This window comes from Brenneria roseae subsp. roseae, assembly GCF_003115845.1.
Lineage (GTDB): Bacteria > Pseudomonadota > Gammaproteobacteria > Enterobacterales > Enterobacteriaceae > Brenneria > Brenneria roseae.
In genome coordinates this window covers 232,219-251,880 of the sequence record NZ_KZ819025.1, presented here as the reverse complement: position 1 = coordinate 251,880, position 19,662 = coordinate 232,219, and the positions used below count along the sequence as shown (strand labels likewise).

Annotated in this window: 18 protein-coding genes and 1 other annotated feature; of the genes, 4 read left to right on the top strand and 14 right to left on the bottom strand. The window is 52.6% G+C overall.

What is annotated here, in order from left to right; all coding sequences use genetic code 11:
* Nucleotides 1–64: 64 nt before the first annotated feature.
* The 4 genes from yjiA to ushA all read right to left on the bottom strand — a co-directional run bounded on the left by yjiA (nucleotide 65) and on the right by ushA (nucleotide 5,686).
* Nucleotides 65–1,027 (bottom strand): GTPase, encoded by a 963-nt coding sequence (yjiA, locus tag DDT52_RS07250; RefSeq protein WP_136155750.1) that lies wholly within the window; start codon nucleotides 1,025–1,027, stop codon nucleotides 65–67.
* A 62-nt stretch (nucleotides 1,028–1,089) separates the two neighbouring features.
* Nucleotides 1,090–1,293 (bottom strand): YbdD/YjiX family protein, encoded by a 204-nt coding sequence (locus DDT52_RS07245; protein ID WP_109052933.1) that lies wholly within the window; start codon nucleotides 1,291–1,293, stop codon nucleotides 1,090–1,092.
* A gap of 145 nt (nucleotides 1,294–1,438) precedes the next feature.
* A complete protein-coding gene (locus tag DDT52_RS07240; RefSeq protein ID WP_136155749.1) occupies nucleotides 1,439–3,592 on the bottom strand; it encodes a carbon starvation CstA family protein in 2,154 nt (717 codons plus the stop codon).
* A 441-nt stretch (nucleotides 3,593–4,033) separates the two neighbouring features.
* Nucleotides 4,034–5,686: a bifunctional UDP-sugar hydrolase/5'-nucleotidase UshA gene (gene ushA / locus DDT52_RS07235; RefSeq protein ID WP_136155748.1), complete on the bottom strand. Its 1,653-nt coding sequence runs from the start codon at nucleotides 5,684–5,686 to the stop codon at nucleotides 4,034–4,036.
* A gap of 677 nt (nucleotides 5,687–6,363) precedes the next feature.
* Here ushA and ybaL point away from each other — a divergent pair.
* On the top strand, nucleotides 6,364–8,049 hold the full coding sequence (ybaL, locus tag DDT52_RS07230) for a YbaL family putative K(+) efflux transporter (protein ID WP_136155747.1): 1,686 nt from the start codon (nucleotides 6,364–6,366) through the stop codon (nucleotides 8,047–8,049).
* 94 nt (nucleotides 8,050–8,143) lie between these two features.
* Here the strand turns inward: ybaL and hemH are convergent, their stop codons facing one another.
* The 9 genes from hemH to DDT52_RS07185 all read right to left on the bottom strand — a co-directional run bounded on the left by hemH (nucleotide 8,144) and on the right by DDT52_RS07185 (nucleotide 16,666).
* Complete coding sequence (hemH, locus tag DDT52_RS07225; RefSeq protein ID WP_136155746.1) at nucleotides 8,144–9,106, bottom strand: ferrochelatase; 963 nt, start codon at nucleotides 9,104–9,106, stop codon at nucleotides 8,144–8,146.
* Between the two features lie 49 nt (nucleotides 9,107–9,155).
* The gene (locus tag DDT52_RS07220; RefSeq protein WP_136155745.1) at nucleotides 9,156–9,353 is read right to left on the bottom strand and encodes a hypothetical protein; all 198 of its coding nucleotides are present in this window, start codon (nucleotides 9,351–9,353) and stop codon (nucleotides 9,156–9,158) included.
* A 28-nt stretch (nucleotides 9,354–9,381) separates the two neighbouring features.
* The gene (adk, locus tag DDT52_RS07215; protein WP_136155744.1) at nucleotides 9,382–10,026 is read right to left on the bottom strand and encodes an adenylate kinase; all 645 of its coding nucleotides are present in this window, start codon (nucleotides 10,024–10,026) and stop codon (nucleotides 9,382–9,384) included.
* A gap of 317 nt (nucleotides 10,027–10,343) precedes the next feature.
* The gene (gene htpG, locus DDT52_RS07210) at nucleotides 10,344–12,227 is read right to left on the bottom strand and encodes a molecular chaperone HtpG (protein WP_210732691.1); all 1,884 of its coding nucleotides are present in this window, start codon (nucleotides 12,225–12,227) and stop codon (nucleotides 10,344–10,346) included.
* A gap of 168 nt (nucleotides 12,228–12,395) precedes the next feature.
* Complete coding sequence (recR, locus tag DDT52_RS07205) at nucleotides 12,396–13,001, bottom strand: recombination mediator RecR (RefSeq protein ID WP_109052919.1); 606 nt, start codon at nucleotides 12,999–13,001, stop codon at nucleotides 12,396–12,398.
* Nucleotides 13,001–13,330, bottom strand: a complete 330-nt coding sequence (locus tag DDT52_RS07200; RefSeq protein WP_109052918.1) for a YbaB/EbfC family nucleoid-associated protein — start codon at nucleotides 13,328–13,330, stop codon at nucleotides 13,001–13,003. The genes recR and DDT52_RS07200 overlap by 1 nt, the downstream gene beginning before the upstream one ends.
* Before the next feature lie 40 nt (nucleotides 13,331–13,370).
* Nucleotides 13,371–15,416 (bottom strand): DNA polymerase III subunit gamma/tau, encoded by a 2,046-nt coding sequence (dnaX, locus tag DDT52_RS07195; RefSeq protein ID WP_136155742.1) that lies wholly within the window; start codon nucleotides 15,414–15,416, stop codon nucleotides 13,371–13,373.
* Nucleotides 13,977–14,041 (bottom strand) — a sequence feature (DnaX frameshifting element). (Overlaps the previous gene by 65 nt.)
* A 74-nt stretch (nucleotides 15,417–15,490) precedes the next feature.
* Complete coding sequence (gene apt / locus DDT52_RS07190; RefSeq protein ID WP_136155741.1) at nucleotides 15,491–16,039, bottom strand: adenine phosphoribosyltransferase; 549 nt, start codon at nucleotides 16,037–16,039, stop codon at nucleotides 15,491–15,493.
* A 234-nt stretch (nucleotides 16,040–16,273) separates the two neighbouring features.
* On the bottom strand, nucleotides 16,274–16,666 hold the full coding sequence (locus DDT52_RS07185) for a DUF454 family protein (RefSeq protein WP_136155740.1): 393 nt from the start codon (nucleotides 16,664–16,666) through the stop codon (nucleotides 16,274–16,276).
* Between the two features lie 163 nt (nucleotides 16,667–16,829).
* Here DDT52_RS07185 and priC point away from each other — a divergent pair, with 163 nt between their 5' ends.
* Nucleotides 16,830–17,366, top strand: a complete 537-nt coding sequence (gene priC, locus DDT52_RS07180) for a primosomal replication protein PriC (protein WP_136155739.1) — start codon at nucleotides 16,830–16,832, stop codon at nucleotides 17,364–17,366.
* A 63-nt stretch (nucleotides 17,367–17,429) separates the two neighbouring features.
* Nucleotides 17,430–17,594 carry a pleiotropic regulatory protein RsmS gene (rsmS, locus tag DDT52_RS07175; protein WP_136155738.1) on the top strand — a complete coding sequence of 55 codons (165 nt, stop codon included), beginning with the start codon at nucleotides 17,430–17,432 and terminating at the stop codon, nucleotides 17,592–17,594.
* Between the two features lie 80 nt (nucleotides 17,595–17,674).
* Here rsmS and acrR read toward each other — a convergent pair whose 3' ends face one another.
* A complete protein-coding gene (gene acrR / locus DDT52_RS07170) occupies nucleotides 17,675–18,316 on the bottom strand; it encodes a multidrug efflux transporter transcriptional repressor AcrR (RefSeq protein WP_136155737.1) in 642 nt (213 codons plus the stop codon).
* Nucleotides 18,317–18,457: 141 nt separating this feature from the next.
* Here acrR and DDT52_RS07165 point away from each other — a divergent pair, with 141 nt between their 5' ends.
* Nucleotides 18,458–19,651, top strand: coding sequence for an efflux RND transporter periplasmic adaptor subunit (locus DDT52_RS07165; RefSeq protein ID WP_136155736.1), 1,194 nt, complete (start codon nucleotides 18,458–18,460; stop codon nucleotides 19,649–19,651).
* Nucleotides 19,652–19,662: the final 11 nt, after the last annotated feature.

Below are 19,662 nucleotides of genomic sequence, written 5' to 3'. Positions count from 1 at the left end.
GCAAGAATATGTAAAGAGAGAAAACGCATCGCCAGCCTGACAAGGCCGGCGACAAGGGGTTCATTTATGCCGTCAGACGAGCAAATGCGTCACGAATTTCCTGTTCAGGAAGATCCTGGCCAATGAAGACCAGCACGCTTTGCCTTTCCTCGCCGTCCCGCCATTCTCTGTCCCAGTCAGCGCTATACAAACGCTGAACGCCCTGAAACAGCAGGCGGCGGGCATCATCGTTGATAGCCAGAATGCCTTTGTAACGCAACAGGTTATCGGAAAACTGCAATAGCAGGTTCTCCATCACATCCGATACGGCTGGCAGCTCAACCGGTTTATCCAGATACACGACTATCGACTGAACATTGTTTTCTGTCGGCGCGATAAAGCGAAACACCGGTGTTTTCACCGCCAGCTTGTCATTAAGGATAAAGCCTTCGATATTGAACAAAACGCCCAGATCGATATCGCCATGTATCACCGGATAGATCGGTGCGCGGGCATTGATACGCTGGAGGCGCGCAAGCAAGGTTTCATCTTCGCCCGCCACATCGGTTTTCGTTAGCAGAATCCGATCGGCATAGCCAATCTGCGACTGGGCAATGGTAAATTGATCGAGCTGCTGCTGAGCGTGTACCGCATCAACCAGCGTAATAATGCCGTCCAGCACAAAGCGCTCGCAGAGCGCCTCATGGGAGAAGAACGTCTGCGCCACCGGACCAGGATCGGCCATACCGGTACATTCAATGATGACGTGATCGAAATCCAGCTTGCCGCTATCAACGCCATCCAACAGATCAAGCAACGCGTCCGCCAGTTCATTCGCCTGGCTACAGCAGATACAGCCGTTGCTCAGCGTCGTGATTTGGCTTGCCCGCTCACCAATCAGCGCGTTATCAATCGGTACTTCACCAAATTCATTTTCAATTACGGCAATCTTGTAACCATGATCGGCATTCAGAATATGGCGTAACAACGTGGTTTTGCCCGCGCCCAGAAAGCCGGTAAGTATGGTTACATAGAGTGGTTGAGTCATAACTGCTCCCGATTTGCCAACAGCTTATCTGTTAACAATTTATTTTGTTAACAACTTATTTGTTAACAACAACGCATCCCGCCTTTGCCATCTCCGCCATAACGCGCCTGCTGGCGCTCGCGGAAAAATTCTTCGTAAGTCATCATCGGTTTATCAGGGTGGTTAGTCTGCATATGCTGCACATAGGTATCGTAGTCCGGCATACCAACCAGCATACGTGCCGCCTGGCCCAAATACTTTCCTGCTTTTCCCAGATTGCCAAACATCATCACCTCCGGGCCACCGCAAACGACGGTCGCTATATGAAAATACCCTGTATAACGTTATACATTATACAGGGTAGACAGACCCGTCATCTTTTGCGTTCCGACCGTGCTAGCCGTCTCCCAAAATCTGACGGGATAGTGATACTTAGTGACCGGAAGAGACTTTCACGCCACCTTCAGGAACCGGCACATACGGCGTTTCCTGATCCGTGCGCCCCGGTGCTTTCCGGGCTTCCAGCGCGGCTTTGATACCGTACGCGATAATGCTGTACACCACGATCAGGAACAGAATGCTCAGACCCGCGTTGGTGTAATTGTTGGTCACAATATGGTTCATATTCGCAATCTGCTGCGCGCTCAGATCGGCGCCGCCTTCGGCGATCTTGCCTTTGAACATGTTGGCCATATAGAAGAAGCCTTCCAACTGCGGATTATCACTGAACAGTTTCAGGCCCAGCGCCCAGGTGGTGCAGATCAGCAGCCAGATAGCCGGTACTAACGTCACCCAGATGTACTGCGCACGTTTCATCTTAATCAGGATAACCGTACCCAATACCAGCGCCACAGCCGCCAGCATCTGGTTAGAGATACCGAACAGCGGCCACAGGCTCTTCACACCGCCCAGCGGATCGACAACGCCCTGATACAGCAGGTAACCCCACAGACCCACGCAGCCAGCCGTACCGATGATACCCGCCACCAGCGAATCGGTTTTCTTCAGGAATGGAACAAAGTTGCCCAGCAGATCCTGCAACATAAAGCGGCCGGCACGCGTACCCGCATCCAGTGCGGTCAGGATGAACAGCGCTTCAAACAGGATACCGAAGTGGTACCAGAAACCCATGTCGGCGCCCGGAATGATCTGATGGAACACGTACGCAATCCCCACCGCCAGCGTCGGGGCGCCGCCCGCACGGTTCAGAACAGAAGGTTCACCAATGTCTTTCGCCGTTTGCAGGATTTGCTCAGGAGAAATGACAAAGCCCCAGGAACTGACCGTCGCCGCAGCGTGCGCGGAAACATCCTGCAACTGTGACAGGATCATCGGCGCATCAGCCGTGCCCAGTCGGTGCAGATCCGGCATGGTGATACCCAACGCCGCAGGCGGGGTGTTCATCGCAAAGTACAGACCCGGTTCGATAATAGAGGCCGCAACCAGCGCCATTACCGCGACGAAGGACTCCATCAACATGGCGCCATAGCCGATGAAACGCGCATCCATTTCGTTAGCCAGCAGTTTCGGCGTCGTACCGGAAGCAATCAGCGCATGGAAGCCAGATACCGCGCCACAGGCAATGGTGATAAACAGGAATGGGAACAGCGTACCTTTCCATACCGGGCCGGTGCCATCCACAAACTGCGTCACCGCAGGCATTTTCAGATCCGGGTTCAGGATCACGATGCCGATAGCCAGACCAACGATAACCCCGATTTTCAGGAAAGTGGCCAGATAGTCACGCGGCGCCAGAATCAACCATACCGGCAGCAGCGCGGAAACAAAGGCGTAGCCAATCAGCGTATAGGTGATGGTGGTGTCCTTGAAGGTCAACGCCGGACCCCAGTACGGGTCATGCGCGACAACGCCACCAAACCAGATCGCCATCACCAGCAGCACAATCCCGATAACCGAAACTTCGCCTACGCGGCCCGGACGGATAAAGCGCATGTAGATGCCCATAAACAGCGCGATCGGCACCGTGGAACACACGGTGAACACCCCCCACGGACTTTCTGCCAGCGCTTTAACCACAATCAATGCCAGTACGGCCAGAATAATGATCATGATAAGGAAGCAGCCAAACAGTGCAATCGTGCCTGGAATCGGCCCCAGCTCTTTCTTAACGATTTCGCCTAACGACGCGCCGTTACGACGGGTCGAAATGAACAGCACCATGAAGTCCTGAACAGCACCCGCCAGCACCACGCCGCCCAGCAGCCACAGCGTGCCCGGCAGATAGCCGACCTGCGCGGCCAGTACCGGCCCAACCAGCGGACCCGCGCCCGCGATAGCGGCAAAGTGGTGCCCAAACAGCACATTGCGGTTGGTCGGAACGTAGTTAAGGCCGTCGTTATTGACCACGGCCGGCGTCGCTCTGGTCGGATCCAACTGCATGACTTTTTGCGCGATATACAGGCTGTAGTATCGGTAAGCCACAAGGTAGACGGCGACAGAAGCGACAATAATCCATAACGCACTGACATGCTCGCCGCGGCGCAGTGCGACTACGCCAAGACAGGCAGCCCCTATGACCCCAAGGATCATCCAGGGGATGTGTTTAAGAATAGTACTGCTCTTCATAAGACATCCTTCAATTGAAAATCGTCATTGTTTGATTTAGTTAGCTGTGGAAAGGTAAACCCTGGTAACACCTCATGCGATAACACGGGTTAGCGCATCGTTCGGATACAGAAAATGATGGCGGCACATTACGGCATCGCGTGGGGGCGGACGGCGGGTATTTGAGTAGGAGGCAGAATAGCGAGCTAAGCGGTTAGAATTGTCCGGTGAGCGGTTAGCGGAAAATACCCGCCAGTAAAAGCGCCGATAGCGACATCGATATCAGCGCCGTGAAACATTCAGCTGCGGGGTCAGGAACACACTGCGGAAAGCACGGCAGCGACGTGTGGCAATCTTTTTCCGCGCCAAAAATCCGCTTAGTTCCGGCCAGCGGCAGAAACGGAAAAGTGGGTAAAGACAGACTGCGTTTTCAGCAGTCTGTCTCTGAACGACGACGATTGGCTATTTATAAACAATCTCGCCTTGCGGTTCATACGCCGCGGCATCCAGCGGCGAGTGTGTTTCAATGTACTGTTTCAGGACTTCAGCGTCGATAAACCCGGTATTCACGTAGCTGGGTAAACTATCAATACGCGGATACCCATCCCCACCCAGCGCGTTAAAATTCAGCGTAGCCATACGGTAGACGCGGTCTGCCTGCAACGGTTCCCCTTTGATCTTGATGTCCTGCACGCCTTCACCGTCGGCAATCAGACTGACGTTAAGAAACTGAGCATACGCACCGGAATCGACCTTTTTATTGGCGACCACCGTCAGATACTTTTCCACTTCGCTGCCTTTCATATCGACATAAACCAGCGTGTTGGCAAAAGGCTGCACTTTCAGCACACTTTTATACGTGATATCCCCGGATTCAATGGAGTCTCGCACGCCACCGCCGCTCATGACGGCAAAATCGGCGTTCGCACGCTCAAGCTGGGCGGACAACAGCACCCGGGCCAAATTGGTCTGATGGAAACGAACCTGACTGCGATCGCCCTCCAGTTTTCCGTTGACGCTGCCGACTTTCACATCCAGTTGTGCCTGACCTTTTTCCTGGAAAGGCGTCAGCATGTTCAGTACGGAAGGGTCTTGCGCAATTTCCTGCGTGTAGTAAACGCGTTCACTTTTTCCGTCCGCTTTCTCGACTTTTTTCTTCAGGTTGACCGGAATAAGCTGGTAGTGCTCCAGTTTCAACTCGCCATTGCGGAAAGTGAAATCTGCACGACCGACATATTTACCCCATTCATGTGCCTGAACAATCCAGATGCCATTTTGACGATCCGGGGCACAAGGCGTACCAGGCACATAATCCACCTGTTTTTTATTTTCGCTGGCCATACAAAGCGGGTCCTGCGAATGGCCGCCGACAATCATGTCAAGATAGCCGGCGGGCAGGCTACGCGCCATTTCCACATCGCCCGGCGCATTAGAGCCATGCTGACCATCGTCATAATGGCCCATATGCGTCGCCGCGATGATGACATCCGGTTTTTCCGTCTGGCGTAATTCATCGACTACCTGTCTGGCCTCGGTCGCGGGCTGACGAAATTCGATATCCGTAAAATACTCAGGATTGCCCAGTTTGGCGGTATCGTCGGTTGTCAGGCCGATAACAGCAATTTTCACCCCTTGTTTATCAAACAGGGCATACGGTTTGAACAGACGTTTATTGGTGCTCTTTTGATAAATATTGGCGGAAAGCAGCGGGAAATCGGCCCATTTCTCCTGCTGACGCAGCACCGAAAGCGGGTTGTCAAACTCGTGGTTACCCAGCGCCATCGCATCATAGCCAACCATATTCATGCCGCGAAAGTCCGGCTCGGCATCCTGTAAATCTGATTCAGGCACCCCGGTATTGATATCACCGCCGGACAGCAACAGAACGCTCCCCCCTTTGCTGGTGACGTCCTGACGAATTTGATCAACCAGTGTTTTCTGTGCCGCCAACCCATACTCACCATAATCATTTTGCCAGAAGTGGCCGTGATGATCGTTTGTATGCAATATTGTGATGGCATACGTTTTATCTTTTTCCCAGGCCATCGCGCCTACAGACGTCAGCGCCAGCGATACCGCAACCGCGTAGCCCAGAGTTTTTATTGAAAAACGCATGATAAATCTCCATTTATTTTAAATACCCAGTGACTGTGGATAGAGAAACCCCGCCAATCAGGCTAGCACAGACTGATGAACCCTATCTGACGTTGTCCCTTAAGGAAGCGGCACACATTCTATAATAGATGTGTTTCATCAAGCACACTTATCCATTCTTTCGATGGTCAACTCAGTCGGGCTGTCTTCGTGTTGTCATGAATTCTTCTTAATATGGATAGTTCGTCGGGATAATCCATTTTCATGCCTTTTATTCCTTATTTTCTCTGGTTTTCGACCTGACGATGACGTTGTTTTATCGGATACTCTGAAAAGTCATGTGGGATACTCACCAAGATGGGCGCTTTATGGTAATAATTACGCATGTTTATCAATGCTTATCGTGAGAAACCGTGTTTAAATCTGTGTTACAATATGAATCGCTTGGTAAACTAACCTTTTTTACAAAAACCCATTTTTTCCCAAGCAAGATTTCTCCATATGCAATAGAATTTGTATATTGCCGACGTTGCTGGCCTTGCCGTCAAGAAAAAACAAACGAATTACACAATCGGGTGATTCCAATGGGTGAGAAGCCATTCACCACGTTCTCATTATGTTTTGGCTGCGACGTCAGATAAGAAGGGTAAGAAGAAGTCCGCTCATTCACGTTTCACCTCATGGCACAAGGAGTCGGGATGCATGCTGCAACACCTCTAATTTCTACTATTTCCGGAGGGCTGGTACTCGCCTTCCTCCTCGGTATTCTGGCGAATCGCCTGCGCATCTCCCCTCTTGTTGGCTATCTTGTTGCCGGTGTACTCGTCGGGCCGTTTACGCCAGGATTTGTTGCTGACACCTCACTGGCGCCGGAATTGGCGGAGTTGGGTGTTATTCTTTTGATGTTTGGTGTCGGTTTACACTTCTCCCTGAAAGATCTGATGGCGGTAAAATCAATCGCGATTCCCGGGGCCATAGCGCAGATCGCCGTAGCAACATTGCTTGGCATGGCGCTTTCGGCCATGCTGGGCTGGAGTTTGGCAAGCGGTCTGGTTTTCGGCCTCTGCCTTTCCACCGCCAGTACCGTTGTCCTGCTGCGGGCATTGGAAGAGCGACAGCTAATTGACAGCCAACGCGGCCAAATCGCCATCGGTTGGCTGATTGTTGAAGATCTGGCCATGGTGCTAACGCTGGTTCTCCTGCCGGCATTTGGCGACATGATTGGTGCGGAACATGCGGATACCGGCAAACTGCTACGCGATCTGGCCTGGACCATCGGTAAAGTCATTGCCTTTATTACCCTGATGATTGTTGTCGGACGCCGTCTGGTTCCCTGGGTACTGGCGAAAAGCGCCAGTACCGGCTCCCGCGAACTGTTTACGCTGGCAGTGCTTGCCATGGCACTGGGCATCGCCTTCGGCGCGGTTAAACTGTTTGATGTTTCTTTTGCTCTGGGCGCATTCTTCGCTGGCGTGGTGCTGAATGAATCGGAACTCAGTCAGCGGGCGGCACACGATACATTACCTCTGCGTGATGCCTTCGCGGTGCTGTTCTTTGTTTCCGTCGGCATGCTGTTCGACCCGATGATTCTCATCAATGATCCGATTGCCGTCTTGATTACGCTGGCGATCATTGTATTCGGCAAGTCGGCCGCCGCATTTATTCTGGTGCGGTTGTTTGGTCACTCCAAGCGCACCGCGTTGACTATTTCTGCCAGCCTGGCGCAAATCGGCGAATTTGCCTTTATTCTTGCCGGTCTCGGTATCGCGCTGGGTCTGCTGTCAGAGGAAGGCCGTAGCCTGGTGCTGGCCGGGGCAATTCTCTCTATCATGATCAACCCCTTGATCTTTGCAATGCTTGAACGCTATCTGGCGAAAAATGAAACCATTGAAGAGCAGATCGTGGAAGAAGCGATTGAGGAAGAGAAACAGATTCCCGTCGATTTATGCAACCATGCGCTGCTGGTCGGCTATGGACGCGTAGGCAGCCTGATTGGCGCTAAGCTGCATCAGGTCGGCATTCCGGTCGTCGTGGTTGAAAACTCCCGCTCGCGTGTCGATGCCCTGCGTGAGCAAGGCATTAAGGCCGTCCTCGGTAACGCCACCAAACCCGAAATCATGGAAATCGCCCGTCTGGACTGCGCGCGTTGGCTGTTACTCACTATTCCCAACGGCTATGAAGCCGGGGAAATTGTGGCCGCCGCACGGGAAAAACGCGCCGATCTGGAGATCATTGCTCGCGCGCATTATGACGACGAGGTCAGCTATATCACGGAACATGGCGCCAATGAGGTTGTGATGGGCGAACGTGAAATAGCCAATAGCATGATCACATTGCTGAATCTGGACCAAGAGCCGGCAACTCCGCGGGAATGTCCTATCTGATTTCTGGTAAGGACGATTGCTCCGACAATCGCCTCCCATAGCAACAAGGCGGGGATATCCTCGCCTTGATTTTCTGCTGTTATCGCACGTTGGCTTAATCTGCTTTTGTGACTAATTGCTCAAGCATATCGATATGCAACGGATCGTCATTCAGCGCGGGAATGTAGTTAAATGCTTCGCCGCCCGCGTGCAAAAAGATCTCGCGGTTCTGCTCCTGAATCTCTTCCAGCGTTTCCAGACAGTCTGCGGCAAATCCCGGACACATAATCTGAATACGTTTAACACCCTGCGCAGGCAGCGCCTGCATCGTTTCATCCGTATAAGGCGTCAGCCAGGGCTCGCGCCCGAAACGCGACTGGAAGGTCATCATCACCTTTTCCTGCGGCAATCCCAATGCGGTAATCAATGCGTCGGCGGTTGCATGACAACGCTGCGGATAGTCATCGCCTTCGTTAGCGTAACGCTGCGGGATACCATGAAAAGAGAGCACCAGTCGATCTGGCTCACCATGCTCGGCAAAGGCCTGTTCAACCCGATATTTTAATGCGGCAATATAAGCAGGGTGTTCCGCGTAATCACGAATAAAGCGAATGGCGGGCAATTGACGATAGCGGCGTAGCTGTGTCGCCAGTCCATCCCAGACAGAGGCCGTGGTCGAACAGGAATACTGGGGATACATCGGTATAACCACCAGTTGCGTGACGCCCTGCAATAACAGTTTATCCAGCGCAGAATGCAGGCTGGGAGAGCCATAGCTCATCCCCAACTCGACAGGAATATCAGGCAGGCGTGACGCCAGCGCCTGCTGTTGCCGACGACTAATCACCAGCAGCGGCGAGCCGCCCTCCATCCAGACGGACTGATAGAGTTTTGCCACTCGCGGAGAGCGGAACGGCAGTATGACGCCACGCAGCAGCGGCTGCCATAACAGACGAGGCGTGTCCACGACACGCCTGTCGCTCAGGAACTCGGCCAGATAGCGTTTCACCGCATGCGGTGTCGGTGCATCGGGCGTCCCTAAATTCACCATCAAAACGCCGAGTTTCTCTACTCTCATACCTTCCCCTTAAAACAAGCCGCTTATCTATCCAGCCAACCCGCTATGCCTACCTATCGAAGTCTTTATTGTAGCGAAAAAAACCAAACCAATACGGATAGATAGCATGGTTAAAACCGATGTCATCAATAGAAGAAAGTAACCGTGTCCGACGCCGACATAAAAACGCGCCTGCGTTTTTCAACGTCATGTAGTAGTGACAGCCCGCCATAAAAAATGCCAGACGGTTGTCTGGCATCAGAAGCATTGACCCTATGTTCCGGGCGCTGGGGAAATCAGCCCAGGATCGTTTCCAGTTCGGCGCGAACTTCTGCGACTTTGCGCGTACCTTCCACTTTGAAGTAACGGGTGTTGCCCGCATCAGCTTCTTTCTGGTAGTAAGCCACCAGCGGCGCGGTTTGCTGGTGATATTCCACCAGACGTTTACGTACGGTTTCTTCCTGATCGTCTTTACGCGTCGTCAGTTCTTCGCCCGTAACGTCATCCTTGCCTTCAACTTTAGGCGGATTAAATTTCACATGATAAACCCGGCCGGACGCGGCATGAACGCGGCGTCCCACAATACGATCGACGATCAGTTCATCAGGAACAGCAAATTCAATCACATAATCCACATTGATGCCCGCTTCTTTCATGGCATCAGCCTGCGGAATAGTCCGCGGGAAACCATCCAGCAGAAAACCGTTATGACAATCATCCTGGGCGATACGTTCTTTAACCAGGGCAATGACCAATTCATCCGTCACCAGCTTACCAGCGTCCATGATTTCTTTAGCCTGCTTACCCAGTGCAGTACCCGCTTTTACCGCGGCACGTAGCATATCACCAGTGGAAATCTGCGGGATCCCGTATTTTTCCATGATGAATTGAGCCTGAGTACCTTTGCCTGCGCCTGGAGCGCCCAGCAGAATAATACGCATTGCGTAAATCCCCTTGCTATGTAGTTTTTATAAAATAAATTTGAAAAACGCTAAACCATACCATTCCAGGCGCTTATCCTCAAGGAACGGGCTCGCTTCAGCATATCATCAGTCGGTGAAAAAGCCGCCAAACCTTATGGACGGGCGGTCATGACTGTGAGTGTAGACGAATAAAAGAATATTCGGCGAGGTGGAAACCAGAGAAAATCCGATCGGGCTGCCACGCGAATGGGCATGGCGTCATAACCGATAAATAATGAAAAAACGCCGCCAGCGGCGTTTAACGACCCCGGAGAACCGGGGTCTGAGAGACGATATCAGGCCGTCAACAACTGGTTCATGCGACGGATAAACTGGTTAGGATCGTCCAGCGTACCGCGCTCTGCCAGTAAAGCCTGATCGAGCAGCAGCTCTACCCATTCGGCAAATCCGGCTTCATCACTGACATCGGCAGCACGCTTAACCAGCGCATGTTCCGGGTTCAGTTCAAAAATATACTTCACTTCCGGCGCCTGTTGTCCGGCAGCGGCAAACAGTTTCGCCATCTGCGTACTCATTTCATTGGCGTCAGTGACCACAATCGCGGGCGTATCCGTCAGGCGGTGCGTCAAACGAACGTCTTTCACCCGCTCACCCAACAGGGTTTTCACGCGATCGACAAAAGGCTCCAGCGCTTTTTCCGCTTCTTTCTGCGCATCGTTTTCTTCATCCGCCAGCTTATCCAGCGCGTCATCCGCCTTGCTGACAGACTGGAATGACTTGCCATCGAACTCAGTCAGGTAGCTCATCATCCATTCGTCGATACGATCGGACAGCAGCAGCACTTCAATGCCTTTCTTGCGGAACAGTTCCAGATGCGGGCTGCTCTTCGCGGCGGCATAGCTGTCAGCCGTGATGTAATAAATTTTATCCTGACCTTCAACCATCCGGCCAACATACTCTTCCAGCGATACGGTCTGTGCTGAGCTGTCGGACTGCGTTGTGGCGAAGCGCAGCAGTTTAGCGATCGCTTCGCGGTTGCCGCTGTCTTCAGCCGGGCCTTCTTTCAGCACCAGGCCGAACTGTTGCCAGAAGGTTTGATATTTTTCCGCGTCATCTTTCGCCAGTTTTTCCAGCATCTGCAATACGCGTTTGGTCAGGGCATTACGCAGGTTCTGAGTGACACGGCTATCCTGTAGAATCTCGCGGGAAACGTTGAGCGGCAAATCATTGGAATCAATCAGGCCGCGAACGAAACGCAGATAGTTCGGCATGAACTGTTCGGCATCATCCATAATAAATACGCGCTGCACATACAGTTTCAGACCGTGCTTATGGTCGCGGTTCCACATGTCCCACGGCGCACGGGCAGGGATATACAGCAGGCTGGTGTACTCCTGCTTGCCTTCCACACGGTTGTGGCTCCAGCTCAGCGGGTCGGTAAAATCATGGGCGATGTGCTTGTAGAACTCGTTATATTCGTCATCACTGATTTCAGATTTGCTGCGCGTCCACAGGGCCTGTGCCTTGTTGATCTTCTCCCAGCTTACGGTTGATTCACCGCCCTCTTCTTCACTTTCCGTTCGGGATTCAATCTCCACCGGCAGCGCAATGTGATCGGAGTATTTGCTGATGATGGAGCGCACGCGCCAGTCATCCAGAAATTCATCTTCCCCTTCCCGCAGATGCAGCGTAATTTCAGTGCCGCGATCGTCTTTGGTGATATCGGCGATGGTGTAGTCCCCCTCGCCCGCCGATTCCCAGAACACCGCCTGATCGGCAGCCGCGCCGGCCGCACGAGTGCGCACCGTAACCTTATCCGCTACGATAAAGGCTGAATAAAACCCAACGCCAAACTGACCAATCAGTTGGCTGTCTTTAATCTGATCGGACCCTATCGACTCCAAAAACGCTTTTGTGCCGGATTTAGCGATCGTTCCCAGATTATCAATCACTTCCTCACGGCTCATACCAATACCGTTATCAGAAATCGTCAGAGTACGTTTTTCTTTGTCGGTCGAAACTCGCACGCGCAGGTCACCGTCGCCGGCATACAGTTCAGGGGCAGACAATGCCCGGAAACGTAATTTATCTGCCGCATCGGAGGCATTGGAGATCAATTCACGCAGGAAGATTTCTTTATTGGAATACAGTGAATGGATCATCAAATGCAGCAGTTGCTTTACTTCGGACTGGAATCCACGGGTTTCTTGGCCTTTCATACTCATTGTTGCTTACCTCAATCCTAATATTATTCAGGCTGATTAAACTGACGATGAGCATGAAGTGGGGATAAGACACGATAATTTCAAGGGCGAGGCCAGGCAAAAAGATCGGATAAATGAAAGGGTAACCCGGCGGTCAGGCAGCACTCTGACAGCCGGTTGAGATTAAAACTTGAAAGGTTGACGACCGGCAAGCGAGTGGGAAAGCGTGGTGCCATCCACCATTTCCAACTCTCCCCCGACAGGAACGCCATGGGCAATCCGGCTGGCCATCACGCCATATTGCGCGCACAGTTCGGCAATGTAGTTAGCCGTCGCGTCACCTTCCACCGTCGGGTTGGTGGCCAGAATGACTTCGCCGATCGATTCGCTTTGCAGACGCTCTTCCAGACGCCCCAGACCAATATCATCCGGGCCGATCCCATCGAGCGGCGATAAATGTCCCATCAGCACAAAGTAACGTCCGGCAAACTGCCCGGTCTGTTCGATGGCATGAATATCCGCCGGGCTTTCCACCACGCAGATCTGACCATTTTGCTGACGGCGCGGGTTGGAACAGATGGTGCACACATCCTGTTCGGTGAAGGTGCGGCAGTCGGCACAGTGACCAACTTCAGACATGGCGCGAGTCAGCGCCTGCGCCAGACGCATCCCTCCGCTGCGGTTACGCTGCAACAGATGAAAAGCCATGCGCTGCGCCGATTTCGGCCCGACCCCCGGCAAACAGCGCAACGCCTCCATCAGTGCTTCAAGAAGCGGACTGGTTTGCATCAGAACGGCATCTTAAAGCCTGGCGGCAACTGCATGCCGCTGGAAACAGAAGCCATTTTTTCTTTCTGCGTTTCGTCAATACGACGCGCGGCATCGTTGAACGCCGCCGCAATCAGATCTTCCAGCATTTCTTTATCGTCTTCCATCAGGCTGGGATCGATCTCAACACGGCGGCAATTGTGCGCCCCATTGATCGTAATCTTCACCAGACCGGCACCCGATTCACCCGTGACTTCCAGATTTGCAATCTCTTCCTGCATCTGCTGCATTTTTTCCTGCATCTGCTGGGCTTGCTTCATCAGATTGCCAATTCCACCTTTACCAAACATAGTTTTCTCTCTATCACTTCGGGCTGCAAACTCGCAGCGGTTAAACAGGGCGGATACTCTCTTCGTCCAGTTCCGCATCAAAGAAACGCCGCAGCGTTTGAATCGTATTATCAGCCAGAATCGACCGGCGTGCCTGCGCCAGCTTTTCTTCATAAATCGCCTGACGCCATTCCAGCGGCGTCAGCACCGCCGGATTATCATCTTCGGTCACCGACAGCGTTATCGGATGACCGTAGTGCGCCGTCAGCGCTTCCGTCAGCGTTTCCTGCGCCGCCGGTGAATTCAGGTGACGCTGGGAAGAACGCAGATGCAGATGTATTTTACCTGCCTCGGGGATCTCTCTGAAGGCATTTAACGCCAGCTGTTGTACCAGTTTTGGTAACGACAGGCGATTAATTTCCGCCGCCCATTCATCACGCTCCAGCGACTCCTCCGCCAACCGCGCCGCCAGTTCAGGCGTTTTTTCATGCTCCAACGCGGAACGCAACGCTTTCGGCGTGGTGACATCCGCTTTTATCTCCTCAGCCTTGTTTTGCGCACGCCAGCGATAAGCTTCCGGTTTTTTGGAGGAAACCGCAGCCGAATCCTTTTCGTTTTTCCGCTGCATGCTGCGCTCGGTCACCGAGGCTAAACGCTCAAGCGCCGAGGTTGCCGGCCGCGTTTTATCAGACGCTGCCGGTTCAGCCTTTTTTGGCGGGGTTGTCCCCTGCTTGCGCAACAGCCGGCTACGCGCCTGTAGCAGTTGCGATGTGGTATCAGAAAGATCGCTATCAACCGTATCCGGGGGAGGCGCAGATGCCGCATACTCGGCGTCTGCGGAGGCGCCGGAAGCATAATCGGCAGGCGGCACGGGCATGTCCGTCGGATAAGATGGCGCGAACGCATTATCCTGCGGCGCACTGCCTTGCGGCGCAGCGGTATTGGCTGTTGCCGCCGACGGCGTTGAGGGAGACGGCCCGGTATTTGCCGGTGGCGCCGACGCAGGCGCTTCGATTATCTGTTGCGGGTGAAATGCCAACGCCCGCAGCAGCGTCATTTCCACGCCCATGCGGCGATCCGGCGCATAAGGCAATTCTTTGCGCCCTATCAGCAGTATCTGGTAGTAAAGCTGCACATCCGCAGGCGGTAGCGCCCGGGCCAAATCCCGCAGGCGGGCTTCAACCGACGCATAATCGTGACTCAATGCCGTCGGCAGCAATTGAACCATGGCGATACGATGCAGTAACGTCAGGGTTTCCACCAGCAGCGCCTCCCAGTCGACGCCTCGCGCTGCCGCCTGATCGAGCAGGGACATCACGTGCGCGCTATCGGCTTTCACCAGCGCTTCGATAATCGCCAGCGGCTGCTCATCATCCAGCGTTCCCAGCATCCGACTAACGGATTCGGTCGTCACCTGACCTTGTCCCATGGCGATCGCCTGATCGGTCAGGCTCAGCGCATCGCGCAGGCTGCCATCGGCGGCACGCGCCAGCAATTGTAACGCCCGGGGTTCGCTGACCAGTTGTTCAGCCTGCAACACCTGCTCCAGATGCGCCCGAATCTGTTCAACATCCAGCGCTTTCAGATGGAATTGCAGGCAGCGTGACAAAATTGTCACCGGCAGCTTTTGCGGATCGGTGGTCGCCAGCAGGAATTTGACGTGCGGCGGCGGTTCTTCCAGCGTTTTCAGCAACGCATTGAAACTGTGCCGCGATAGCATATGAACTTCATCGATCAGGTAGACCTTGAAGCGGCCGCGCGCCGGCGCATACTGCACGTTATCCAGTAGTTCGCGGGTGTCTTCGACCTTGGTGCGGGAAGCCGCATCGATCTCGATTAAATCGACAAAACGACCTTGCTCGATCTCACGGCAGTTCTCACATTGTCCACAAGGGGTCGCGGTTACGCCCTGCTCACAATTCAGCCCTTTTGCCAGCAAACGCGCGATGGTGGTCTTCCCTACGCCGCGCGTACCGGAAAACAGATAGGCATGATGAATTCTGCCTAAAGAAAGGCCATTGGCCAACGCGGTCAGTACATGCTCTTGACCAACGACATTGGCAAAGGTTTGGGGACGCCACTTACGGGCAAGAACCTGATAGCTCATCAATACCGCAACAGTTGAGTTATTGAGGAGGTCATGCTAACACAGCCTCGCCGTTATCGGCGAGGCTGTTATGATTAATGTCCGGGGAAGTCAACCAGGCTATAGCAGTGCACGCCCATCGCTTCCAGACGTTGTGCTCCACCCAAATCGAACAGGTTGATGACAAAAGCGGCGTCGGTGACGTGACCACCCAAACGGCGAATCAGTTTTACCGTCGCTTCAATCGTCCCGCCGGTTGCCAGCAGATCGTCAATAACCAGTACGTTATCCGCGGCATTGATTGCATCCGAGTGGATTTCCAGACTGTCGGAACCATATTCCAGTTCATAGCTCTCGCTGATGGTGGGACGCGGCAGCTTGCCTGGCTTGCGAACAGGAACGAAACCAACGCCCAGTGCCAGAGCAACTGGCGCGCCAAACAGGAAACCACGCGCTTCTGTTCCCACGACTTTGGTAATACCGGCATCGAGGTAACGATGGGTCAACATTTCGATGCTGGCGGCATAAGCGGCAGGATCTTCCAGCAGACTCGTTACATCGCGGAACAGAATCCCCGGTTTTGGGTAGTCGGGAATGCTTTTGATACTGTTTTTAATCAATTCGGGACGCTGCGCTGTCATCATATCTGTGCCTGATAAAACGTTCTAATCATACTAATGCTGACCCACACACCACTTCCAGCACTTCATCTGCCAGTGAATTGACACACTTGCGAAAGAAAGGAAATGGCGGCCGGCGCACGAAAACGGTCAAATCTAGTCAAACTGGCAGATAAAAGCAACCATCTGCACGGCGTCAGCGCGCTTTTTATGACGGGCTGTCGAGCCTCGTCACCTAACGGTTAACGCCACGCGTTATTAAAAATTTCTTCCGGAAATTTTTTGTTGTTCCGGATCAATAACCGGTAAACGAAGCATAAAGGTCAATAAAATTGCCAGAATCACCAGTAGCAAGACTCTTACCCAGATCATTTTAACCAGCCAAAGCGAGAGCGCAAACGTTAACAAAATAACGGTAACCGCCTTCCACTTTGCTCCCGGCGGTAACGCCCGGTATTGCTGCCAATGACGTAAATAACCGCCGAACCATGAACGATAAAGCAGCCAATAATGAAAACGCGGAGACGAACGGGCGAAACACCACGCCGCCAATAATAGAAACGGCGTAGTCGGCAGCAGGGGCAACACCACGCCAAGCGTTGCCAGCACCACAGCGATCCACCCTAATATTATCAACGCCACACGATACATATTCACCCTTGCGATCTAAAAACATCGGCTATGACAATGACACTTTATCACCAACTTTTTCGACTGGTTAGTTAAGATATTCTCATTCCGGACAACGACATTAACTTGTACCGGCCTATCATTACAGGCAAGCTGGGCTATCCGCTTGGCGTAGGGGAATAATGTGAACACTCACAAACTGCTGCTGGTTCTTGAACAGCAGATTGCAACGCTGGCAAAAGAAATCGAGCCGATCGCGAATAAATCCGTTTCACAGTCGCGTTTCGATCGTCAATTATTCAGCAGCTATGGTACGCGCCTGAAAGATTACTTCGCGGAAGTCAGCCAGAACTTACATTTGATCCGGCAACTGGTCGCGGAACAACGCACGGAACAGGTCGCCTTCATGGCAGAAAAACTGGTCAGTCAAATTACGGCGCTACAACGCGAGTCGGCCACACAATCGTTACGACGCCAGGAACAGCCAACCACTCCCCCGGCAGACGATCTCTACCATAAATTAGCGGAACATCAAGGTTACGAACGCCGCCTGCTCTCCATGATTCAGGACAGGGAAAGCCTGCTCAGTACACAAACGTTATTCAGTGAACAACAGCGGCTGCAAAAAGAACTGGCGGCGCTGGAAGGTCGACTATCGCGCTGCCGGCAGGCACTCTCCCGACTGGAACGCTTAATCGAACGCAACGAGCAGGGCCTGTAAATTGTGTGGTCTTTCTGCTATATCTGAAAGACCCATACAGAATATGAGGGAGGGGAATCCGTTATGTCACTGGAAAATGCGCCCCCGGAGATCAAACTGGCAGTCGATCTGATCATGTTACTGGAAGATAACCAAATCGAACCGCAGCTTGCCCTGGCTGCCCTGGAAATCGTACGCGAAGACTTTCAGAAGAAGGCGCAGCAGGAAAAAAAACCTACCGAAGCGTAGCCTTCAAAGCACGGGCGATGACAAGCGCCCGTCGCCCATATCAACGACACAGCCAGACCGAGCGATATTCAATGAGCCGATCAGACAGCAGTATGACGAATGGCCGTGCTGAAGCGAAGCATATCAATAAAAGCATCTGTCAATGTGGGCGCGTCCTGCTCAAGGTTGAAGCTCTCGGGCATGAACAACCAGTTTTCCATAATGCCCGAAAAATAGGCGCGTAATGCGATAGCGGCGCGACGGGGATGAACATCCGCTGGCAGCATCCCCAAACGAATACATCGTATCAGGTTATCTTCAATGTCGGTGTAGCAGGAAAGATAAAGCGCTTTGCGAGCGTTATAAGACTGTAGCATTTCACCTACAAACTCACATTTATGAAAAATGATTTCCATCATGGAGCGCCACTGAGGGTCATTGACGGTTAAACGAAGCATATAAATCAATAATTCACGCATCACAAGGAGTGGATTATCAGGGAATTTTGTCTGATACTCTATTTCAAAATCACTGATTTTTGCTTCTGCTAATGCCCATATTTCATCAAATAATTCAGCTTTGTTTTTGAAATGCCAGTAAATAGCGCCACGGGTAACGCCTGCGGCAGCGGCAATATCAGCCAGTGACGTAGCAGATACACCATGCTCTGAGAATACTCTCAACGCTGCATCAATTATTTGTCGTCGGGTTTCTTGAGCCTGTAGTTTGGTTTTTCGTGCCATATCGCTGTATTTGAAGGAAAGTGTGATTTACATACATTCGAGTATGTATGTAACATAGCATGAAGATAAGACTATCGCAGCAATGGGTTTTAAGCACGTGATCCATTGGTCAATTTCAAATCGGACACTTGAGGTTTATCTATGAACAAAAACAGAGGGCTAACGCCTCTGGCGGCAGTTCTGATGCTTTCTGGCGGCTTAATTCTCGCAGGGTGCGACAGTAGTGAAAATCAGCAGGCTGATGCGCAACAACAGGCTCCTGAAGTGGGTATTGTGACATTGAAAACACAGTCACTGAATGTCACGACTGACTTGCCTGGCCGTACCAATGCCTATCGCATTGCAGAAGTTCGCCCTCAGGTCGGTGGCATTATTCTGAAACGCAACTTTGTTGAAGGAAGTGATATTCAGGCTGGCGCATCACTGTATCAGATCGATCCTGCGACGTATGAGGCCAGTTATAATAGTGCCAGAGGCTCATTAGCACAGGCACAGGCCAGCGCTGAAATCGCTCGTTTAACCGTTAATCGTTACAAACCTCTGCTGGGAACCAATTACATCAGCAAACAGGATTACGATCAGGCGGTTGCAACGTCCCGTCAGGCCGATGCCGCTGTTCAGGCCGCGCAAGCCGCGGTAGATACCGCTCAGATCAACCTCGCCTATACCAAAGTAAGTTCGCCGATCTCCGGTCGGATTGGTAAATCCACGGTAACAGAAGGCGCGCTGGTTTCCACCGGTCAAACCACCGCATTAACCACCGTACAGCAGTTGGATCCGATGTATGTCGATGTCACGCAATCCAGTAATGATTTCCTGCAACTGAAAAAAGAACTGGAAAACGGCACGCTGAAGCAGAACGAAGGTAAAGCGACCGTTCGTCTGCTGCTGGAAGATGGTTCAGAATACGGTCATCCGGGTACGCTGGAATTTTCGGACGTGACCGTTGATGAAACCACAGGTTCAATCACCTTACGGGCCATTTTCCCTAACCCGCAACACGACCTTCTGCCCGGCATGTTTGTACGTGCGCGTCTCGAGTCCGGTATAAACAATAATGCGTTACTGGTTCCACAGCAGGGAATTACCCGCGATCCACGCGGTGAAGCAACGGCGATGCTTGTCGGAGAAGGCGATAAAGTCGAACCGCGTTCGCTTAAAACCAGTAAAGCAATTGGTGACAAATGGTTGGTTACGGAAGGCTTGAAAGAAGGCGATCGCGTTATTCTCACCGGCCTGCAAAAAATCAGACCCGGTATACAAGTGAAGGCCCAAGAAGTCGCTCAAGATAATGAGCAGCCGCAGCAAGCGTCGGCTGAACCCGCGAAGTCTTAACAGGAGCCGGT